Origin of the sequence: Campylobacter sp. 10_1_50 (assembly GCF_000238755.1) — a bacterium.
Lineage (GTDB): Bacteria > Campylobacterota > Campylobacteria > Campylobacterales > Campylobacteraceae > Campylobacter_A > Campylobacter_A concisus_R.
Genome location: NZ_JH414887.1, coordinates 516,467 through 536,153, shown reverse-complemented (window position 1 = coordinate 536,153; position 19,687 = coordinate 516,467). Strand labels below are relative to the sequence as shown.

General features: G+C 38.6%; 23 protein-coding genes. 18 read left to right on the top strand and 5 right to left on the bottom strand.

Annotation, left to right across the window (positions count from 1 at the left end; genetic code table 11):
• The first annotated feature begins 21 nt into the window (after positions 1-21).
• The 5 genes from HMPREF1019_RS10095 (at position 22) to HMPREF1019_RS02665 (ending at position 3,474) form a co-directional block, all read left to right on the top strand.
• Positions 22-189 carry a hypothetical protein gene (locus tag HMPREF1019_RS10095; RefSeq protein ID WP_002942642.1) on the top strand — a complete coding sequence of 56 codons (168 nt, stop codon included), beginning with the start codon at positions 22-24 and terminating at the stop codon, positions 187-189.
• 1 nt (position 190) lies between these two features.
• On the top strand, positions 191-1,060 hold the full coding sequence (cmoB, locus tag HMPREF1019_RS02680) for a tRNA 5-methoxyuridine(34)/uridine 5-oxyacetic acid(34) synthase CmoB (protein ID WP_009294138.1): 870 nt from the start codon (positions 191-193) through the stop codon (positions 1,058-1,060).
• 8 nt (positions 1,061-1,068) lie between these two features.
• Positions 1,069-1,602 carry a thioesterase gene (locus tag HMPREF1019_RS02675; RefSeq protein WP_009294137.1) on the top strand — a complete coding sequence of 178 codons (534 nt, stop codon included), beginning with the start codon at positions 1,069-1,071 and terminating at the stop codon, positions 1,600-1,602.
• Between the two features lie 43 nt (positions 1,603-1,645).
• A complete protein-coding gene (locus HMPREF1019_RS02670; RefSeq protein ID WP_009294136.1) occupies positions 1,646-1,885 on the top strand; it encodes a hypothetical protein in 240 nt (79 codons plus the stop codon).
• Between the two features lie 290 nt (positions 1,886-2,175).
• On the top strand, positions 2,176-3,474 hold the full coding sequence (locus tag HMPREF1019_RS02665) for a major outer membrane protein (protein WP_009294134.1): 1,299 nt from the start codon (positions 2,176-2,178) through the stop codon (positions 3,472-3,474).
• A 130-nt stretch (positions 3,475-3,604) separates the two neighbouring features.
• Here the strand turns inward: HMPREF1019_RS02665 and HMPREF1019_RS02660 are convergent, their stop codons facing one another.
• Complete coding sequence (locus HMPREF1019_RS02660; protein WP_009294133.1) at positions 3,605-4,207, bottom strand: MBL fold metallo-hydrolase; 603 nt, start codon at positions 4,205-4,207, stop codon at positions 3,605-3,607.
• Positions 4,208-4,327: 120 nt separating this feature from the next.
• On the opposite strand from HMPREF1019_RS02660, the gene HMPREF1019_RS02655 reads away from it, so the two are divergent.
• Genes HMPREF1019_RS02655 through kdsB form a run of 6 tightly spaced genes read left to right on the top strand, consistent with a single transcriptional unit; the run spans position 4,328 to position 9,653 of the window.
• Positions 4,328-5,065 (top strand): NAD+ synthase, encoded by a 738-nt coding sequence (locus tag HMPREF1019_RS02655; protein WP_009294132.1) that lies wholly within the window; start codon positions 4,328-4,330, stop codon positions 5,063-5,065.
• 10 nt (positions 5,066-5,075) lie between these two features.
• Complete coding sequence (locus HMPREF1019_RS02650; RefSeq protein WP_009294131.1) at positions 5,076-6,206, top strand: DegT/DnrJ/EryC1/StrS family aminotransferase; 1,131 nt, start codon at positions 5,076-5,078, stop codon at positions 6,204-6,206.
• Entirely contained in the window at positions 6,199-7,119 is a 921-nt protein-coding gene (locus tag HMPREF1019_RS02645; protein WP_009294130.1) for a tetraacyldisaccharide 4'-kinase, read from the top strand. The genes HMPREF1019_RS02650 and HMPREF1019_RS02645 overlap by 8 nt, the downstream gene beginning before the upstream one ends.
• A gap of 50 nt (positions 7,120-7,169) precedes the next feature.
• Entirely contained in the window at positions 7,170-7,499 is a 330-nt protein-coding gene (gene cutA / locus HMPREF1019_RS10625) for a divalent-cation tolerance protein CutA (protein ID WP_009294129.1), read from the top strand.
• Positions 7,480-8,943: a threonine synthase gene (gene thrC, locus HMPREF1019_RS02635; protein WP_009294128.1), complete on the top strand. Its 1,464-nt coding sequence runs from the start codon at positions 7,480-7,482 to the stop codon at positions 8,941-8,943. Before cutA ends, thrC begins: the two co-directional genes overlap by 20 nt.
• A complete protein-coding gene (gene kdsB, locus HMPREF1019_RS02630; RefSeq protein WP_009294126.1) occupies positions 8,940-9,653 on the top strand; it encodes a 3-deoxy-manno-octulosonate cytidylyltransferase in 714 nt (237 codons plus the stop codon). The genes thrC and kdsB overlap by 4 nt, the downstream gene beginning before the upstream one ends.
• Positions 9,654-9,783: 130 nt before the next feature.
• Here kdsB and HMPREF1019_RS02625 read toward each other — a convergent pair whose 3' ends face one another.
• Both HMPREF1019_RS02625 and HMPREF1019_RS02620 read right to left on the bottom strand, forming a co-directional pair.
• On the bottom strand, positions 9,784-9,963 hold the full coding sequence (locus tag HMPREF1019_RS02625) for a hypothetical protein (RefSeq protein WP_009294124.1): 180 nt from the start codon (positions 9,961-9,963) through the stop codon (positions 9,784-9,786).
• A complete protein-coding gene (locus HMPREF1019_RS02620) occupies positions 9,964-10,209 on the bottom strand; it encodes a DNA-binding protein (protein ID WP_009294123.1) in 246 nt (81 codons plus the stop codon).
• A gap of 367 nt (positions 10,210-10,576) precedes the next feature.
• Between HMPREF1019_RS02620 and HMPREF1019_RS02615 the strand changes: the two genes are divergently transcribed.
• The 4 genes from HMPREF1019_RS02615 to HMPREF1019_RS02600 all read left to right on the top strand — a co-directional run bounded on the left by HMPREF1019_RS02615 (position 10,577) and on the right by HMPREF1019_RS02600 (position 14,362).
• A complete protein-coding gene (locus tag HMPREF1019_RS02615; protein ID WP_009294122.1) occupies positions 10,577-11,371 on the top strand; it encodes an HrcA family transcriptional regulator in 795 nt (264 codons plus the stop codon).
• Positions 11,368-11,910, top strand: coding sequence for a nucleotide exchange factor GrpE (gene grpE / locus HMPREF1019_RS02610; protein WP_009294121.1), 543 nt, complete (start codon positions 11,368-11,370; stop codon positions 11,908-11,910). The genes HMPREF1019_RS02615 and grpE overlap by 4 nt, the downstream gene beginning before the upstream one ends.
• A gap of 31 nt (positions 11,911-11,941) precedes the next feature.
• On the top strand, positions 11,942-13,816 hold the full coding sequence (gene dnaK, locus HMPREF1019_RS02605; protein ID WP_009294120.1) for a molecular chaperone DnaK: 1,875 nt from the start codon (positions 11,942-11,944) through the stop codon (positions 13,814-13,816).
• Between the two features lie 114 nt (positions 13,817-13,930).
• A complete protein-coding gene (locus HMPREF1019_RS02600; RefSeq protein WP_009294119.1) occupies positions 13,931-14,362 on the top strand; it encodes a trehalose-6-phosphate synthase in 432 nt (143 codons plus the stop codon).
• Between the two features lie 55 nt (positions 14,363-14,417).
• Here HMPREF1019_RS02600 and ppk2 read toward each other — a convergent pair whose 3' ends face one another.
• A complete protein-coding gene (ppk2, locus tag HMPREF1019_RS02595; RefSeq protein ID WP_002942696.1) occupies positions 14,418-15,227 on the bottom strand; it encodes a polyphosphate kinase 2 in 810 nt (269 codons plus the stop codon).
• A gap of 107 nt (positions 15,228-15,334) precedes the next feature.
• Between ppk2 and dsbD the strand changes: the two genes are divergently transcribed.
• Positions 15,335-17,062, top strand: coding sequence for a protein-disulfide reductase DsbD (gene dsbD / locus HMPREF1019_RS02590; RefSeq protein ID WP_009294118.1), 1,728 nt, complete (start codon positions 15,335-15,337; stop codon positions 17,060-17,062).
• Here the strand turns inward: dsbD and nth are convergent.
• Positions 17,059-17,691, bottom strand: a complete 633-nt coding sequence (gene nth / locus HMPREF1019_RS02585) for an endonuclease III (protein WP_009294117.1) — start codon at positions 17,689-17,691, stop codon at positions 17,059-17,061. The genes dsbD and nth overlap by 4 nt on opposite strands.
• A 94-nt stretch (positions 17,692-17,785) precedes the next feature.
• Here nth and HMPREF1019_RS02580 point away from each other — a divergent pair, with 94 nt between their 5' ends.
• Both HMPREF1019_RS02580 and fbaA read left to right on the top strand, forming a co-directional pair.
• Positions 17,786-18,604, top strand: a complete 819-nt coding sequence (locus HMPREF1019_RS02580) for a peptidylprolyl isomerase (protein ID WP_009294116.1) — start codon at positions 17,786-17,788, stop codon at positions 18,602-18,604.
• Between the two features lie 15 nt (positions 18,605-18,619).
• Complete coding sequence (gene fbaA / locus HMPREF1019_RS02575; protein WP_009294115.1) at positions 18,620-19,684, top strand: class II fructose-bisphosphate aldolase; 1,065 nt, start codon at positions 18,620-18,622, stop codon at positions 19,682-19,684.
• Positions 19,685-19,687: the final 3 nt, after the last annotated feature.

Below are 19,687 nucleotides of genomic sequence, written 5' to 3'. Positions count from 1 at the left end.
ATTTATGATAAAATCCGCCACATGAAAAAGATTATATTTTTAGGCTTTATAGCGCTATTTTGCAATGGTTGTCTTTATATGAACGAGCGCGGAGTCTCGACGCAATATTATAATGATTGTAAAGAGTATTATGACGCGACTGGCACCTACCAAAAAGAGTGTCCGCACAACATCGTCGACTGGAAATAGCGTGGATCTTAGTAAATTTAACGAGCAGCAAAAGCAAATTTATAATAGGATAGAAAATTTAGCAAATTTTGATTGCGAATTTAGCCTTAGTGAGAGCGTAAATGTAAAATTTAAAGAGCTGAGCGCTGCGAGCAAAGATGAAATTTATGATCTCGCCCTTAGCCTAAAGCCTTGGCGAAAAGGGCCATTTTTACTTGATGATATATATATAGATAGCGAATGGCAAAGTTTTATTAAATTTAATATCCTTGCCCCACACCTAAATTTAGCTGGTAAGTGCGTGGCTGACGTGGGGTGTAATAATGGATATTATATGTTTAAGATGCTTGAGTACGGTCCAAAAAGCATAACTGGCTTTGATCCTAGCGTGCATACATATTTGCAGTTTGCTTTTTTAAATAAATTTATCCGCTCAAATATCGCTTACGAGCTTCTTGGAGTAGAGAGCTTGCCAGAGTTTGGAGCGAAATTTGACACCATTTTTTGTCTTGGCGTGATATATCACAGAAGTGATCCTATAAAGATGCTAAAAGAGCTAAAAACCGCGCTAAATCCTGGCGGCGAGCTATTTTTAGACACGATGTATATAGATATGGATGGCGACTTTGCGCTAAGCCCAAAGGATAGATACTCAAAAATCCCAAATATCTACTTTGTGCCAACGCTTAGCGCACTTGAAAACTGGTGCGAGAGGGCTAAATTTAAGGACTTTAGCTTGCTTGATACAAAGGCTACTGATCTAAATGAGCAGCGAAAAACGCAGTGGATAGATGGCGAAAGTCTTGGAAATTTCTTAGACCCAGACGATAATACAAAGACCATCGAGGGCTACCCAGCTCCAAAAAGAGCCTATGTGAGAGTTAAAATTTAAGGATAAATATGGCAGATGAAAATATTTTTGAAGCAAAAGACGAATCGCAAATAATCCTCCCAGAGGACGAAAACCCGCTAAGAAACGAGATAAAAACAGCACCTTTAACAAAGCTAAATTTTAGTGGAACGGCATTTTTGCTTGAGAAAAATCACGCAAAAACTAGATTTTTTACCACGGCTGATATGGTAAGCGACGCAGAAGGGCTCATACATAGCGGTTTTGTCTTCATGGGAGCAAACTACGCAGCGCTTTTAGCTATAAATGAAGAATTTTGCGTTAGCATCGGTGCTAGGATAAATTTCTTCGGACCGCTCAAGCTTGGCGATGTGATCGAATTTGACGCACAAGCAAGGTTTGAGGAGAGCAGAAAAAGAGAGGTAAAAGTGATAGGCTACGTAAAAGAGATCAAGATATTTGAGGGCGTCTTTCAGTTAGTCACACTTGAAGAGCATATCTTTGTCACTCAGCAAAAAAATATCCAAAAAGAAGCCGCTATAAGACAAAAGAAAGAGCGCGAAGAGGCACAGGCCAACAAATAAGGCAAACGTGATATAATAGACCACCAAACCAAAAAGGAATGATATGCCAAAATTAGACGAAGTAAAAGAGAGATTAGGATTGTTAAAGTTTTGGCTAGGTATTTTTGTTGCAACTTTTATAGCTATTGGCGGATGGTGTGCTACTAATTATAAAATTTTCCAAGATACAATTCCTCTTTTTATTTTGGCTGCATTCGCTGAGATAATTTTATTACTGCTTATAAAATACACAAATAGTAAAATTAAATTGATATTGAAAGAAATTAGAGATTTAAAGAAATAGGAGTTTTTATGTTAGGTTATATTCTTGTTGCAATATTCGTTTTTGGTCTTATTTTTATAGGTTACTCCGCCTTAAATTCTATAAATATAAATGAAAACTAAAAGCTCAAGTAATTTTACTATTCAAAAAATACATAAATTTTTAATTTTTTAAAGACAAATCTTATCTCATTATCTTATTTTGGTAAATGATCGGTAACAATTTTTTTAAATTTTAGTGAAATTTAAGCTATAAAATTAATTTTCTATGATAATATCCTTTCAAAACATTTTTATCAAAAGTAGATTTAGATGAAACTTACAAAAGTTAGCTTAGCTGCTTTGGTTGCTTTAGGTGCATTTTCAAGCGTTGCAAGTGCAACTCCACTTGAAGAAGCTATAAAAAACGTAGATCTTTCAGGATTTGCAAGATATCGTTATACAAATGATAATCGTAAATCAACTCCAGATGCAAAAAACAAAACAAACGATGTAGCAAATCATGCTTTCAGAATGATTACTTCATTCAAATCTGCTATCGACGATAACTTCTTTGGAGTTTTAACACTAAGATATGCTCCAACAGCAGCAGATGGCTCTGGAGATAATGCATTTGATGCTAAGAAGAATACAGATGGCACAGATAAAACAGATACAACTAGTTCATTCTCAGTATATGAGATGTATCTAGGCTACAAGGTAGCTAATACTACTATTACAGCGGGTAAGCAACTTATAAAAACTTTCTATGATGATGGTGAGCTTGCTGGCACTGGTTTAAAAGTAGTAAGTACTGATGTACCTGGTCTTACTTTAACTGCTGCTGCTTATGATGCTCTAGCAAGCGATCAAGATAATGATGGTCCATTGGTTAAAAATATAGTAGATGGAAAAGAAAAAATAAATGGTACTGATGTTTCAACAAATAACTTCGGAGATGCTCCAGGTAACCTTTACTATTTAGGTGCCGCTGGTAGCTATAATCCAGTATCATTTAAAGTAGCTATTGCTAATCTTCAAGAGATAGCAACGCTTTATGGCACTGAGGCTGGTGTTAGCTTTGATGTAACTGACGATATTAACCTAAACTTAAAAGGTCAATTTGTTCATAACGATTCAGACCATAAAAAAGTAGCTGATGCAAATTTCTGGGCAGTTCAAGCTGGCACAAAACTATTTGGTGCTAAACTTAATGCTGGTTATTTAGACTTCGATGCTAAAAACAAAGACAACAATAAATATTCATTTGTTTCAATTGAATCAAATGGTCAGCTAATTAACCCAACCAAAATATTAAATGGTGTAATGGGTGCTGCAACTAGCGGACAACAATATTACAACAATATCAAAAGCAACAACGACTACTGGTTTGTTAATGCTGGATATGATATAGATAAATTTGGCTTTGGTGCTGGATATACTCAAGGTAAAGGCTATAGCTGGGCTCTTGGTAAAGAGAGAGCAAAAAGAAACGAATGGTCTCTTGACGCTAGCTACAAATACAGCAAAAAACTTACATTCCTTTCTTGGTATGCAGCTGCTAAAGACAAAAAAGACGGCGAAAGCTACAAACAAAATCGTATCAGATTTGAGGCAAAATATAGCTTCTAAAAACATTTATCCGAGCGAGCTTTCGCTCGGATCTTCTTTTAAATATAAATCTTTTTAATAAAATCAAAATTTTACAAGCATTTTATAAAAAAATAGTTATTTAATCTAAAAGTTTTTACTAATAAGAATATTAACTTTTTTCTACGATCTCTACCCATCTGTCAAGCTCTTGTTGCTCGGCTTTTAGCGTGCTACTTTCGCCGTGTCCTGGGTAAAGTGCGAAGTTGCCCTTGAGATTTTTGCATTTTTCTAGGCTTTTTAGCATCTCATTTTTATCCGAATATGGAAAGTCCCAACGTCCGATGCTACCTTTAAATAAAAAATCTCCACTAAACATCGCGTCATTTATCTCTATCATCGAGCAACCTGGTGTATGCCCTGGGAAGTGGTGAAATTTAAAAGAAAAGTCACCCACTACAAAGCTCTCATCGCCTTGAGCCAAAATGTCTGGCACAAAGGTGTTTTTCATATAGCCAAAAATGTCATTCTCGCACATAAAAGCATCAAATTTATTGATATAAACTGGGATTTTTAGCTCATTTTTTAGCTCGCTCACGTCGTAAATATGGTCAAAATGCCCATGAGTGCAAAGTATCGCCTTTAAATTTTGTGCATTTTGCAAAACCCATTTTTTTGCTCCATCGCCTGGATCTATAACCAAACTTGAGCCATTTTTGGTGACGATGTAGCAATTTGTCCCAAAATCGCCAAAACTTTTATGCATTACTCTCATTTCTTACCTTAAATTTATCATTTCTTAAATATTTACATCTTTTTACTTAAACTTAAAGAAAAATTTTAAATTTAATTAGTATAATTTTTGCAAAAGGAAGCAAATTTAGGCAAAGGGACAATGAAGGGGTATCAAAAAATAGAAGAAACCTTAGTTTTTAGCTTAAAAGATAAAACTAAAGGTAAAAAACTACTATTAGGCGTAAGCGGCGGTATTGATTCTGCTGTGGTTGCGACACTTTGTGCGAGAGCAAAGCCAGATGAAACTCATGCACTCATCATGCCAACAGCATCATCAAACAAAGAAAATATGGACGATGCCTTAAATTTATGCGAAAAACTAAACATAAAATATAAGGTTTTATCCATAGAGGGCATTTTAAATGCTTTTTACGAAACAATAGATGTAAATTTAAGCAATTTAAGAAAAGGGAATTTAGCAGCTAGAGTTAGAATGAGCTTGCTTTATGATTATTCATCTAGTATAAACGCTCTGGTTATCGGCACAAGCAACAAAAGTGAGCTTATGCTTGGTTATGGCACGATATTTGGGGATTTGGCATGCGCGATAAATCCTATCGGAGAGCTTTATAAGAGTGAAATTTTTGAATTTGCAAAACATCTTGGTGTTGATGAAAATTTTATCAAAAAAGCACCTTCTGCTGATCTTTGGGATGGGCAAAGTGACGAGGGCGATATAGGTTACAGCTATGCTGTCATTGATGAAATTTTACAAAATTTAGAAAATAACAAGGAGCAAGCCATCAAAAAGTTTGGATTAAAAGCGGTCTTGGATATAGAAAATAGAGTTGTGTCAAACAGGTTTAAACGACAAATGCCGTTGATAGTGAAAATTTAAAGGATTAAAGATGAGAGAAATTCCGTTTTATAAACCGACTATCACTGAGCGTGAGAGTGAGCTTATCGAAGAGGCTTTGCATTCTGAAAATACCACCGATACGGTTGCTAAATTTGAAGAAAAGCTAAAAGAGTACTTTGGTGCTAAATTTGTTGTCACTACAAACAACATCGCAGCAGCGCATCATCTGGCTCTAAGTGCGATGGATACAAAGCGCGGTGATAAGGTCATCTGCTCAGTAAATGCCTTCCCAAGCGTGGCTCAGGCTGTTAGACATTTTGATGCTGAGCCTATCTTTGTTGATATCGATGAAGAGGACTTTAACATCAGCCCAGAAGCCCTTGAAAAGGTGCTAAAAGAACAAAATCACAAGAAACTAAAATGTGCTTTTATCTCACACATCGCTGGACAAAGCGCTAGGCTTGATGAGATAAAGGCTATCTGCGAAAAATATGGCATCGTCGTTTTAGATGATGCAAACCGAGGCATAGGACTAACTTACAATGGCAAAAAGGTTGGTTCAGACTCGTTTTTATCATGCTTTCAGACAAACTCACGCGTGCAAAATCCTATCTCAACAGTTGGATTTTTCACGACAAATGACGAAGAGGTCTATAAAAAAGCAAAACTTCTTCGTAACTACGCCCTTGTAAATGGTATAGATAAATTTGGTAGTTTAAGCTACATCTACGACGTCGTTGATATTGGTTTAAAATACGATATAAACTCGATAAATGCGGCGTTTTCTATCGCTCAGCTTGAAAAGACAGACGAGCTTATAAAACGTAGAAAAAAGATCGCTGAAATTTACGATAAAGAGCTTAAAGAGTGTCACAACATCACAACTCCGGTCAAAAAACGCGAGCACATCTACACTCAATATATCATCAAGATAAATAAAAACCGCGACAGCTTTGCTAGAGAGCTTTTGGAGCGTGGAATTCACACTTCGCTGCACTACATACCGATACATTTGCTAAGCTATTATAAAAATAAATATTCGCTTAAAGTAAATGACTTCCCAAATGCTCTAAAAGCGTATCAACAAGTCTTGTCGCTACCTATATATCATAGTTTGAGCGACGAAGAGGTGCAATACATCTGCAATACGGTAAAAGAAATTTCTAAATCTCGTGTTTAAGAAATTTAACATCCTTTTACACTCTTGGGCGAATGACTACTTCTTTCGCCCAAATTTCTTTCAAATTTTACTAGCATTTTTACTTTTGCCACTAAGTCTTATCTACGCTCTAGTCATAGTTTGCAAGAAATTTAGCGCGCAAAAAAAAGAGTTTGACATAAAGATAATAAGCGTTGGAAATTTAACCCTTGGAGGAAGTGGCAAGACCCCACTTTGCGTCGCTATCGCTAAGAATTATGGGGGCGCCTTTATCATCCTTAGAGGCTATAAAAGAAAGAGCAAGGGCATGCAAGTTGTCGCAAGAGATGGCGAAATTTTACTTGACGTGGCGGCAAGTGGCGATGAGGCGATGATATATGCCACAAGCATCAAAAACGCAAATGTGATCGTAAGCGAAGATAGAAAAGTAGCCATAAACTACGCAAAAACTCAGGGCGCAAAGTATATCTTGCTAGATGATGGATTTTCTAAATTTGATATAGCTAAATTTGACATCTTGGTGCGTCCAAACCCAGAGCCAAAGCTAAAGCTTTGCCTGCCAAGTGGGGCTTATAGATATCCATTTAGCTTTTATAAATTTGGTGATTTTATAGCGTGCGAGGGGCAAACTCACTTTAGAAAGAGTGAAATTTTAAATAAAAGCGAAAAAATGGTGCTAGTCACCGCCATAGCGAACCCAGCGCGCCTTGAGGCATTTTTTGGCGAGTGCGTGGGGCAGGTCTTTTTCCCTGATCACTACGACTTTTCAAAAGAAGAGCTAAGTGAAATTTTGCAAAGTTACGGCGCCACATCGCTTTTGATGACGCAAAAGGACTATGTAAAGGTAAAGGATTTTGGGTTGAGAGTATCGCTTATCACGCTTGAAGTTACGCTAAGCGAGGGGTTTAAAAAGGTTTTGGCGAAGCAAATTTAAGCCCATTTTGTTATAATGAGCCACTTTTTAAAAGGAAAATTTAGATCAAAATGAGAATTTTAATCACCTCAGTCGCAAAGAAAAAAGAGGCAAAAAAACTAAGCAAAAAGCTCGTAGAAAAGGGACTTGCAGCTTGCGTGAGTAGCTTTAGCGCAAAGAGCATTTATCTTTGGCAAGAGAAGCTTTGTGATGAAAAAGAGCAAATTTTACTTATAAAAACAGACGTGAAATTTAAAAAAGTAGCTAAATTTATAAGAAAGCACCACAGCTACGAAACCCCAGAAATTTTGGCACTTAAGCCAAAAGAGATATTTAAAAAATATGAAAATTGGATAAAAAAATCAACTAAAAAGGCAAAAAATGAGACTAACACCAACTAGAAGCGTAAAAGATGAAAAGGTAAAAAATGTAAATTTAAGCACAGCCATGCTTAGCCCAAGCTCCGCTCACGGCGGACTTTACGCGCCAAAGAAGCTACCAAAGATCACAAAGGCAAAGTGGCAAGAGCTCTCAAGCCTAAGCTACGAAAAGCTCGCACTTCACATCATCTCGCTATTTAAATTTGACGTGCCAGAGGCGTTTTTTAAAAAAGCGCTCAAAAGATATGCAAGCTTTGATGATCCAAAGCATCCAGTCATTTTTAAAAAAATAGATAAAAATTTATACGTAAATGAGCTCTATCACGGCCCAACTAGGGCATTTAAGGATATGGCGCTTCAGCCCTTTGGCTCGCTGCTTAGCCAGCTAGCAAAAGAGAGGGGCGAAAGATACCTTATCATGTGCGCAACTAGCGGCGACACGGGTCCTGCGACACTTCAAACCTTTGCAAACGACGAAAATATCAAGGTCGTCTGTCTCTATCCAGATGGCGGCACGAGCGAGGTTCAAAAGCTTCAAATGCAGACCATGCAGGGTGAAAATTTAAAGGTTTTTGGCATAAAAGGCGACTTTGACGACGCTCAAAGAGCGCTAAAAACGTTGCTTGCAAATGATAAATTTAAATCTGAGCTTAAGAAAAAGCGCCTTAAGCTAAGCGCGGCAAACTCTGTAAATTTTGGCAGAATTCTCTTTCAGATCATCTACCACGCCTACGCCTACGCAAATTTGCTAAAACAAAAGGCACTTAAGGCAAACGAGAGCTTTGACATCATCGTGCCAAGTGGAAATTTCGGCAACGCTCTTGGGGCGTATTACGCTAAAAAAATGGGCGCAAAGATCGGCAAGATCAAGATCGCCTCAAACGCAAACAACATCTTGACGCAGTTTTTTACCACCGGCGTTTATGACCTAAGGGATAAAAAGCTGGTTAAGACGATAAGCCCAGCTATGGACATTTTGATCAGTTCAAACGTCGAGCGCTTGCTGTTTGATAAATTTGGAAGTGAGCGAACAAATGAGCTTATGCAAAGCCTAGCAAAAGATAAATTTTATAAGCTTAGCAAGCAAGAGCTTGAAGCGCTAAAAGAGGACTTTGAGGCTAGCTGGTGCGACGATAAAGAATGCGAGGCATACATAGCAAAGCTCGCAAAGGACGGCTACGCGATCGATCCGCATACGGCTACTTGTTTTAAAATGGTGGATGCTGGCCGCATAAATGTCATCACATCGACCGCGCACTGGGTGAAATTTACGCCAAGCATGATCAAAGCGTGCCAGATCAAAGATACAAAAGATGAAAAAGATGCACTCGCAAAGACTGCTAAAATCTTAAATGACAGCGTGCCAAGCTCGATAAACTTGCTATTTAGCGCGAAAATTTTGCATAAAAATATCATAAAAGAGGACGAGATCGAAAAGTGCGTCCTAGAATGGATCGAGCGATGATAATCATCCCAGCCCGCCTTGCCTCAACAAGGTTTAGTAATAAAATTTTAAAAGAGATAAACGGCGTGCCGATGTTTGTGGCGACGGCTCTTAGAGTAAGCGGCGTGGACGATGTGGCGGTTGCTGTGGATGAGCCAAGCGTGCTTGATATCGCCAAGGCTCACGGCATAAAAGCGGTGCTAACTAGCAAAGATCATCAAAGTGGCACCGATAGAATAAACGAAGCGGCGCAAATTTTGGGGCTAAGTGAGAGCGAGATCATCATAAATGTTCAGGCTGATGAGCCATTTATAGAGCCTGAAAATATCGCTAAATTCAGGGCATTTTGCGAGCAAAATAAGGAGAAAGCCTTTATGTTTTCTTGCTACAAAAAGATGGACGATGAGTTTGCAGATGATAAAAATTTAGTCAAAGTGGTGACTGATTTTGAGGGCTATGCGCTTTATTTTTCAAGATCAAGGATACCATTTAACAGAAGCGAGTGCAAAAGCTACAAGGCGCACCTTGGCATCTACGGATACAGTGTAAAGAGCCTAAAAGAGTTTTGCGATCTCTTGCCTTCAAGCCTTGAAAACACAGAGAAACTCGAGCAATTGCGCGCCCTAGAAAATGGCAAAAAGATAGCGATGCTGGAGGTTGAAAGTCAAAGTATCGGCATCGATAGCGAAGAGGACTATCAAAGAGCGCTTGCTAAATTTGGCAAAAAGTAATGTAAATAAATTCTCTTTAATAAACATATGTATTAAAGAGAATTTTGGTGTATTTTATAGTTTTATTTTTATAGACCTTGATATAAAAATATTTTTGTAATAAAGCTAAGAGTAGAGCTTCAATTTTAGGTTATTTTTCTATCTTCTTAAATTTTATTTTTTTGATCTTATTTTTAACTACATAAAATTTTGAAGCTGCAGCCGAGCATAGATCTTTATAAGTGACTAAAATTTTTGACTCTTTTTTAGTACAAATGACTGCAAAAACGCTCTCAAGGTCGATTCTCTCTTTTTGTGTTAAATTTTCCATCTATTTTCCTAGCAATTTTCTCATCTTATTGACAACAAATAATATTTCATCATCGTCAAGCTCACATAGCAGTTTGCAAACAGCAGCAGCAGCTTGTGGCTTTGAGTTTCCAAGTCTCCAGTCCTGATATGTCCTCATAGGCACGCCAAGATCCTCTGCCATTTTTGCTTGTGAAATTTTCTTACCAATATTTTTTGCCTCAACTGCATTGTGAAGCAAATTAAATATATCACTTGTTTCAATCATTTAAGAATTATACGTTATTTATCATTAAATATACTTAAAATATTATATAAATAATGTAAAATAGTATATAAATATCAATATTAAGTATTAAATATACTAAAAATTATTTATTATATACGTTAAAACGTATAAAAATCTTTTAAATTCTTGAATAAAATTAGAAATTTTGGGTTTTATGTTGAAGTTAAATTTTTTATTTTGCTTTAAATTTTATTTGTTTTTACGCAAAGCTTATAATATAGGCATTAGAAAAGTTTAGTTATATAGGCTAAATATATATAAATAAATTTTTTTAACTTATATACTTGACATTGATAAACTAAAGTTGTATAATCCGCTTAGCAATTAAAAAGAAAGAGTGCTAAAAGTGAGTAAAACAAATAAACGCGATTTGATACTAAATTCTATCATTGAAGCCTATTTGCAGGACAATGCGCCTATTGGCTCAAACGAGCTTGGCTCTCGCATGAGCGTGGCGATACCAGCATCGACGATACGTGTTTATTTTAAAAAGCTTTCAGATGAGGGCGAGATCACAAAGCTTCACATCAGTGGCGGCAGGATCCCAACTATCGCTGCGATGAGAAGATATTGGAGTGAAATTTTTACTGAGAGCGACATAAATTTAGAGATAAATGACCCAAGAAGCCTAAAGATGCTCTGTGATGAGTTTGAGCTTTATTGTATGATTTTTGGCACGATCGATAAGGAGTTGCTAGAAATTTTAAATTTAAATGATAGATATCTAATTTTAAATTTTAGTGGCGATGAGATCGTCATCAAATTTGACGCTAGGATGTATAAATTTTTAAACAACCTTATCGGAGTTAGTTTAGACAAGCTTGAGCCTATCTGTTCTCAAGTTGGCTTAAGCGAACTAAAAAACAAGATAAGAGAGCTTAAAAGGACTAAAATTTACTTCCAAGAAAACGAAATTTTAGCCTTTGATATGTTTAAGGATAGACGCTTTAAGATGGTTTTTGACCCAAGTTTTAGCTTGCAGATGGACGAAAAGCTTACATTTTCTCCTATGTTTGACGAAAATTACATGGGGCTTAAATTTAAAGCAAACTACCTTGGTAGCGAGGCGCAGATGATCTGTGCTGGCAGTGTTTATACTGATTATGTGAAATTTATAAATCTAATAAAGGAGGCCGCGTGAGCGAAGAGGTAAAAGAGCAAAATCTACCTGAGGTCGAGCCTGTGCAAGAGGCAGCTAGCGATAGCGTAAATTTAGACGCACTTGGCGATATCTCAAAAGTGGAGAAGCTCGAAAAAGAGCTTGGCGAGATCACTGATAAATATTACAGAGCAAATGCTGAGTTTGAAAATATCAAAAAGCGTTATGAAAAAGAGAAAGCAGATGTTGCAAGCTATGCAAATGAGAAATTTGCAAGGGACTTGCTACCAGTCATCGATGCACTTGAGATCGCTGCAAATTTTGACCCAGAGGATGATGAATTTGCTAAAAAGATCAAAGAGGGCATTTTGATAACGATAAATCAGTTCAAGAAATGTTTTGAAAAGCATGGCGTGAGCGAGATCGCAACTGATGCCGAGTTTGACCCGAATGTGCATAATGCCGTTTTAAGGGTCGATAGCGAGGAGAAGCAGAGCGGTCAGATCGTGCAAGCTTTACAAAAAGGCTATATGATAAATGGTAGGGTTTTGCGCCCAGCTATGGTCAGTGTGGCAAACTAAATTTAAAAAATAAATCTAATAAAGGAAAAATATGTCAAAAGTTATAGGTATAGACTTAGGTACAACAAACTCTTGTGTGAGCGTTTTTGAGCGCGGCGAGAGCAAGGTTATCCCAAACAAAGAGGGCAAAAACACAACTCCATCTGTTGTTGCTTTTACAGACAAAGGTGAAATTCTAGTAGGTGACGTCGCAAAACGTCAAGCAGTTACAAACCCTGAAAAAACGATATATTCTATCAAACGTATCATGGGTTTGATGAGTAATGAAAAAAATGCTGAAGAGGCAAAGGCTCGCTTGCCATATCATGTCGTAGATAGAAACGGTGCTTGCGCGGTTGAGATCGCTGGCAAGGTCTATACTCCGCAAGAAATTTCAGCAAAAATTCTTATCAAACTAAAAGAAGACGCTGAAGCATATCTTGGCGAGAGTGTGACAGACGCAGTTATCACTGTGCCTGCATACTTTAACGATAGCCAAAGAAAGGCTACAAAAGAGGCTGGAACGATCGCAGGGCTAAACGTACTTCGTATCATCAACGAGCCAACAGCTGCGGCGCTTGCTTATGGTCTTGATAAAAAAGAGGCTGAGAAAATTTTAGTTTATGACCTAGGTGGTGGTACATTTGACGTTACAGTGCTTGAAACTGGCGATAATATCGTTGAAGTTTTGGCAACTGGCGGTAATGCATTCTTAGGTGGTGATGACTTTGATAACAAGATCATCGACTGGCTAGTAAGTGAGTTTAAAAACGAAACTGGTATCGATCTAAAAGGCGATATCATGGCACTTCAACGCTTGAAAGAAGCAGCTGAAAATGCTAAAAAAGAGCTAAGCTCAGCTCAAGAGACTGAGATAAATTTACCATTTATCACAGCTGACGCGACTGGTCCAAAACACCTTGTCAAAAAGCTAACTCGCGCTAAATTTGAAGGCATGATCGACTCACTTGTGGGCGAGACTATCACTAAGATAAATGAAGTCATCAAAGATGCAGGTCTAAGCAAGAGCGACATCAAAGAGGTCGTAATGGTCGGTGGTTCAACTCGTGTGCCACTTGTTCAAGAAGAGGTTAAAAAAGCATTTGGCAAAGAGCTAAATAAGAGCGTGAACCCAGATGAAGTCGTGGCTATCGGTGCTGCGATCCAAGGTGCGGTTATAAAAGGCGACGTTAAAGATGTTCTACTTCTTGACGTTACTCCACTTAGCCTTGGTATCGAGACACTTGGAGGCGTGATGACTAAGATCATCGAAAAAGGCACAACTATACCAACTAAGAAAAGCCAAGTCTTCTCAACTGCTGAAGATAACCAAAGTGCCGTTACTATCATGGTTTTACAAGGTGAGCGTGAGTTTGCAAGGGATAATAAATCACTTGGCAACTTCAATCTTGAAGGCATCCCAGCAGCTCCAAGAGGTGTGCCTCAAATCGAAGTTGAATTTGACATCGACGCAAACGGAATTTTAACCGTTTCAGCAAAAGATAAAGCGACTGGCAAAGCCCAAAACATCACTATCTCAGGATCAAGCGGTCTTAGTGAAGATGAGATAAATAGCATGGTAAAAGATGCTGAGCTTCACAAAGAAGAGGATAAAAAACGCAAAGACGCAGTTGAAGCTAGAAACCAAGCAGACGCGCTTGTTCATCAAACTGAAAAGAGCATGAGCGAGCTTGGCGAGAAAGTTCCAGCTGATGATAGAAGCAACATCGAAGCTGCGCTAAATGATCTAAAAGAAGTTCTAAAAGATGAAAACTCTTCAAAAGAGCAAATCGATGCAAAAGTAGAAGCTCTAAGCAAAGCTAGCCACAAACTAGCAGAAGCTATGTATAAAAAAGATGAAAACGCTGGTGCAAACGGCGGAAATAACAAAAAAGACGACGACGTCATAGACGCTGAAGTCGAGTAAAACTCCTAGAGCAGGGCATCAGCCTTGCTCTTTAATTTTACATCCACACCCTTAATCCAAATCAGCAATCCTTTCAAATAAACCCAATATAATGCCAAACAAAAAAGGCAAAAAATGTATCTTTTCTCTCTAATTACGCATTTAGTTTGTGCCATTATCTTTATAGGATATGTATTTTTTGATGTTTGCATATATCCATTTGCCAAAAAAACGATAAGTCCTCAAACTCTTGAAGCTGTCAAAAAAGCCTACACAAAAGGCAGTGCAAAGGTTTTTGGCACGGCATTTTTACTACTTTTGATAAGCGGGGCATATATGGCAAAGGACTATCTTGGAGGCGAGCATGGTTGGTGGCAGAGCAACTTTCAAAAGCTCTTGCTAGCAAAGATCGCGGTTTTGCTTCTAATGTGTCTTATCACTTTCATCTCTGTCTTTAATGTCACTATCTTAAAAAAGCCAGATCCATTTGGCAAATTTTCACACCTCATAGCCCTTGTGCTTTGTTTGATAATGGTCGTTTTGGCTAAATTTATGTGGTGGGTTTAGCAGTAAAATTTGGCTGTAAATTTAAGCTAAAATTTACAGCCAAGCCCAAATAAATTTAGTCTATGCTCTTTAGCTTATCTTTATTTAGTCCCTCTTCTATGCGCTTGATCTCCTCGCTTCCATCTCTCACGACGCTTTTATCGTATTTTAGATACTCATCTATCTTTTTTGGATACTCGACATGAGTTAGGATAAATTTAAAGACATTTAGCCTAGCCTCTTTTTTATTGTCGCTTGAAACGATCACCCACGGCGAGATGCTGTTGTGAGAGGCAAGTAGCATCGAGTATTTGGCGATGGAGTACTGATCCCAAAGTTCTTGCGCTTTTTGATCTACTGGAGAGATCTTAAACTGCTTTAGCGGGTCATTTAGACGCTCTTTGAAACGCTTTTTTTGCTCCTCTTTTGTGATAGAGAGGTAAATTTTAAAGAAAATGATGCCTGAGTTTATGATCATCTCTTCAAATTTTGGCACCTCACGCAAAAACTCTTTATGCTCAGCCTGCGTGCAAAAGCCCATCACTGGCTCAACTCCAGCCCTGTTGTACCAGCTCCTATCAAAGATCACTATCTCACCAGCGCTTGGCAGATGCGTCACATATCTTTGAAAGTACCACTGAGTTTTTTCAACGTCACTTGGCTTTGTAAGCGCCACGATACGGCAACCGCGCGGATTTAGATGCTCAGTTAGGCGTTTTATCGTGCCACCCTTGCCAGCTGCGTCTCGACCCTCCATTAGCATAAGCACTCTAAGCCCCTTGTCTTTGACATGATTTTGGAATTTTAAAAGTTCTATCTGAAGCAGCCTTAGCTCTTCTTCATAACCAAGTTTATCGCTCTTTTGGTGCTTTTTATCTTTTGACATCATTGCTCCTTTTGAAAATTTCACGCTTTTTCACGATTTTACTATAAAATAGAATAAATTTAAGAATTTAGACTAAAATCATTTCTTTTGATTTAGCAAGGATTAGCATGTTTTTTAAATTTATTTTTTCTCTCATTTTGTTTGCAGGCTCGCTTTTTGCCGAGGTTTTAGACGTTAGTAAGGCATTTGTTTTAAGCCCAAGTATCGATGAACAAGGCGCGGAGATCAAGTTTAAATTTGGCGAAAATATCTATCTTTACAAAGATAGCTTTGAGGTTAAGCTTGGCGAAGAGAAGATCAACAGCCTCCTAAATATGCCAAAGAGTGAAAACACCGGCGAATATGAAATTTACCCAAAAGATTTTTCACTGTTTATCCCATTAAATTTAGTAAAAGAGCATCTTAAAAACGGCAGTGCTAGGCTAAATTTAAGTTATCAAGGTTGTGCTAAAAATGGCATTTGCTACCGCCCACAAAACAAAATTTATGACATTTTTGAGAAATTTGGCAAATTTAGTATCATAGCCTTTGAAAAAGAGCAAAAAGATGAAACCAATCCTGAATTTACCGAGCTTTCAGAAGATCAAAGCATCGCAAACGAGCTAAGTAGCAAAAACTTTTTTATCTCGCTTGCAACATTTTTTGGCTACGGTCTCCTACTCTCGCTCACACCTTGCGTCTTCCCGATGATACCGATCTTATCAAGCATCATCGTCTCAAAGGGCGGCAGCCTAAATGCCAAAAAAGGCTTCTTGCTCTCGCTAGTCTATGTCGTTGCGATGAGCCTTGCTTACGCACTTGCTGGCGTTGGGGCAAGCCTGCTTGGCTTTGGCATCGCAGGAGCACTTCAAAACATCTACGTACTTGGCGCATTTGCGGCCATTTTTGTCATCTTAAGCTTTAGTATGTTTGGCTTTTACGACATCAAACTGCCGTCAAAATTTGAAAACTTAATCAACAAAAAGTCACAAAACAGCTCAGGTCTCATCGGTGTTTTCATCATGGGCTTTGCCTCAGCGCTTATCGTCTCGCCTTGCGTGGCAGCACCGCTAGCAGGCGCACTTCTTTACATCGCGCAAAGCGGAGACGCCATTTATGGGGGCATCATGCTCTTTGTTATGGGGCTAGGCATGGGCGCACCGCTTCTCGTGATAGGGCTAAGCTCTGGCAAGCTCTTGCCAAAGCCTGGTGGCTGGATGGATGAAGTTAAAAAACTCTTTGGCTTTTTGATGCTCATCATGGCAGTTTGGATCCTAGCACGCGTGCTAGGAGCGTTTTTTGAGCTACTAGGATATGGCGTCATAGGCGTCTTTGCGGCCATTTATCTTGGAGCGTTTGAGGCAGCAAATAACGGCTGGGCTAAATTTAAAAAAGCGCTTTGCGTGCTAGTTTTTATCTACTCGCTCATGCTGATAATCGGCGCATTTTTGGGCTCAAAAGACGCGTTTTCGCCACTTTTTGGACTAAATTTAGCCAAAAACGAGAGCGAGCTAAATTTCAAACAAGCTAGAAATTTAAACGAGCTAAATGAGATGATAAAAAGCTCTAGCAAGCCAGTACTTGTGGATTTTTATGCCGACTGGTGCGCTAGCTGCAAAGAGATAGAGCACATCACTTTTAAGGATGCTGGCGTGAAAAATGCTTTGGCAAAATTTACGCTTATTCGCATCGACGTGACAAGTGGCGGGGCGCAAAACGATGAGATGTTAAGAAATTTTGGGCTAATCGATCCGCCTGCACTTCTACTTTTTAAAGACGGCGAAGAGCAAAAATCACTTAGAACGATCGGCTTTATAAATGCTAAAAATTTCCTAGCAAAGCTTGAGAAAATCTAAATAGCCTTATCCTTACTTTTGCAAAGATCGTTTAAAATACACTCAAAACAAAGTGGCTTTTTAGCCTTACATGTGTAGCGCCCAAAAAGAACCATCGCTTGATGAAGCTTGCCAAGATCAGTTTTAAAGGCACGGCTTAGATCCTCTTCTGTCGCTTCTGGTGTCTTTGCCTCGCTTAAGCCAAGTCTATGTGATACCCTAAAAACATGCGTATCAACAGCCATTACGTTTGCATTTGTCGCCTCTAAAAGCACGACGTGAGCGGTCTTTTGCCCAACTCCAGCAAGGGCTTTTAGCTTCTCTTCATCAAGTGGGATTTCTCCGTTATAAAGCTCGACAACGCTGTTTGCCATCTTGATCAAATTTACCGCTTTGTTGTTAAAAAAGCTGCATGAGTTTATCATGAGCTTTAGACTGGCTAAATTTGCGCTTGCTAGCTCAAAAACATCTTTATATGCTTCAAATAGGGCAGGCGTGATCAAATTTACCCTTTTGTCTGTGCACTGAGCTGAGAGCATGACACAGACAAGAAGTTCATATAAATTTCTAAATTTAAGCTCGCTTTTGGCGTCCTTAAACTCTTCTAAAAGCCTTTTTTTTATCTCTAAAATATCTTTTTTTGTTCTCATTTGGCTATTTTACCTAAAATTGCAAGTTAAACGAAAAGTTACCGCATTATTTGCTATAATCTTGCCAATAAAATCAATTTTTTAAAGGATTTATATGAAAAAATTTTTGTTTCCAGCAGTTTTAAGTTTAGCTGCAGCTGTCACTCTAAACGCAGCAGTAGTTGCAACAGTTGATGGCGATGCTATAAATGATAGCGATATCTCAGCACTTTTATCAGCAGCTATGCCAGGATTTGACGCTAGCAAGCTTCAACCAAATGAGAAAAAACGTATAATCGACGATCTAATCAACAGAAAACTTCTTTTAAAAGACGCAAAAGCGACAGGCATTGAAAAAGATGTTGATTACATCAAGGCTGTAAAAGCTGCACAAGAAGGTATCGCAGTTGAACTTTATATGAGAAAATTATTTGACGGCATAAAAGTAAGCGATAGCGATTTAAGAGATTTTTACAACAAAAACAAAGCTAGCATGAACCAACCAGCTCAAGCAAGAGCAAGACATATCTTAGTTGAAGATGAAAAGACAGCAAATGACATAATCGCTCAACTTAAAAATTTAAAAGGCGAGGCGCTAACTAAGAAATTTGCAGAGCTAGCAAGCCAAAAATCAATCGACAAAGGCTCAGCAGCACACGGTGGCGAGCTTGGCTGGTTTGGTCAAAGCCAAATGGTAAAACCTTTTGCAGACGCAGCATTTTCAATGGCTAATGGCACAGTTTCGACTAAGCCAGTTAAAACTCAGTTTGGCTACCACGTTATCTTAAAAGAAGATGGCAAGGCAGCTGGCACTGTAAGCTTTGAACAAGCAAAACCAGAGATCGAGCAAGCTGTAAAAATGGAGAAATTCCAAGCTGCTGTTAGACAAAAAAGTGAAGCTCTACGCCAAAAAGCAAAGATAGAATACAAATAAAATTTGGAGGATAAAATGGGCGTTTTAGATATCGTAAAACCTGGTGTTTTAAGCGGAGATGATGTAACAAAACTTTATGCTTATGCCAAAGAGCAAGGTTTTGCAATACCTGCTGTAAATGTCGTAGGTAGCGACTCAGTAAATGCTGTTTTAGAGGCAGCGAAGGTTGCTAACTCGCCTGTTATCGTTCAGTTTAGTAATGGCGGTGCAGGTTTTTACGCTGGTAAAGCCTGCGAAAACGCAGCCGTTCTTGGTGCGATCGCTGGAGCAAAGCATGTCCATTTACTGGCTAAGGCTTACGGCGTGCCAGTCATCTTACACACAGACCACGCTGCTAGAAAGCTTTTGCCTTGGATAGATGAGCTAGTAAAAGCAAGTCATGAGTATAAAAAAACTCACGGCGTGCCACTTTTTAGCTCTCACATGCTTGATCTTAGTGAAGAGAATATCAACGAAAATTTAAGCACGTGCGAGAAGTATCTAAAAGAACTTAGCGAGCTTGGTATCAGCCTAGAGATCGAGCTAGGCGTCACTGGTGGCGAAGAGGATGGCGTAGATAACACAAGCGTTGATAACGCACTTCTTTACACCCAGCCAGAGGATGTCGCGCTTGCTTATGAAAGACTAAGCAAGATAAGCGATAAATTTAGTATTGCAGCTAGTTTTGGCAACGTTCATGGTGTCTATAAACCGGGCAATGTCGTGCTAAGACCAGAAATTCTTAAAAACTCACAAGCCTATGTCGCTAAAAAATTTAACACAAAAAGCGACAAGCCAGTAAATTTTGTATTTCACGGCGGTAGCGGTAGCGAGCTAAAAGATATCAAAAATGCTGTAAGCTACGGCGTTATCAAGATGAACATTGACACCGATACTCAGTGGGCATTTTGGGACGGCGTGCGCGAGTATGAGGCCAAAAATAGAGCATACTTGCAAGGGCAGATCGGCAACCCAGAGGGCGATGATAAGCCAAATAAAAAATACTACGATCCAAGGAAATGGCTAAGAAGTGGCGAGGAGAGCATGGTTAAGCGTCTTCAGACTGCTTTTAGCGACTTAAACTGCCTAAATAGGAACTAATCC